Raw genomic sequence first — 1,193 nt, 5'->3', positions numbered from 1 at the left:
GCCCCTCGGCGTCGTTCTCGGCATCACCCCGTGGAACTTCCCACTGTGGCAGGCGGTCTGGAAGCTGGCCCCCGCCCTGGTCGCCGGCAACACGGTCGTGATCAAGCCGGCGGAGCTGACCCCGATCGCCACCACCCGGTTCGCCGAACTCGCGCAGCAGCTGCTGCCCGCCGGTGTCCTCAACGTCGTCCACGGCAAGGGCAGCGTCGTCGGCGATCACCTGGTACGCCACCCCGAGGTCAACCTGGTCTCGTTCACCGGTTCCACCTCGGCCGGTCAGCGCATCGCGGAGGCGGCAGGCGCGACGCCCAAGCGTCTCGTGCTCGAACTCGGCGGCAACGCCCCGGTCGTGATCTACGACGACATCGACCTCGAGGCCGCGCTCCCGATCCTGACCAACGGCATCCTGTTCAACGCCGGCCAGGAGTGCATGTCCGCCACCCGTCTGCTGGTGAGCGAGAAGATCCACGACCGGTTCGTCGAGGCGCTCGCGGCCAGCCTGGCCGCCACCGCGATCGGGGACGCGGCCGACGCGTCGACCGTCCTCGGACCGCTGATCTCCGAAGGCCAGCGCGCCCGGGTCGCCGAGCTCGTCGACCGGCGCCCCGCCCACGCCCGCATCGTCACCGGCGGCAAGGTCGTCGACGGTCCGGGTTACTTCTACGAGGCCACCCTGATCGACGGGCTGCAGCAGGACGACGAGCTGGTCCAGGAGGAGATCTTCGGACCGGTCGCGACGGTGCAGACGTTCACCGACGAAGCCGATGCCCTCGCCAAGGCCAACGCCGTCGAGCAGGGACTTGCCGCCTCGGTGTGGACCCGCGACATCGGCCGCGCTCTGCGGAACGTCAACGCCATCGAGTCCGGGGTGGTCTGGGTGAACAACCACATGGCCGTCGGACCCGAAGGCCCGCTGGGCGGCTTCAAGGGCTCCGGCTACGGCAAGGAAGGCGGCGCCGCGGGGCTCGAGGAGTTCACGCGAGTCAAGCAGGTCATCGTCAGCCTCGCCTGACCCGGCGGACGGGCGTCGACGCGATGTCTCCGGCGGTATCGAGTCCGCCGGCGCATCCGCGCTGTTCTGATCCCGGCGCTCACACTCTCGAAAGGAAGAGATCGTGGCAGTCCTTGCCATCGACCAGGGCACCTCCGGGACCAAGGCGGTCGTCGTTGCCGACGACGGCGACGTCCTCGCC

General features: G+C 69.8%; 1 protein-coding gene. It reads left to right on the top strand.

The window, feature by feature from the left end:
• Window positions 1–1,012: aldehyde dehydrogenase family protein (locus ACFTZB_RS45730; RefSeq protein ID WP_378442634.1), on the top strand; the 1,012-nt coding region annotated here is incomplete at its 5' end.
• Between the last annotated feature and the right edge of the window lie 181 nt (window positions 1,013–1,193).

It is taken from the genome of Rhodococcus sp. NPDC057014 (assembly GCF_042673295.1).
Classification (GTDB): domain Bacteria; phylum Actinomycetota; class Actinomycetes; order Mycobacteriales; family Mycobacteriaceae; genus Rhodococcus_F.
This window is presented reverse-complemented; position numbering and strand designations above follow the sequence as displayed.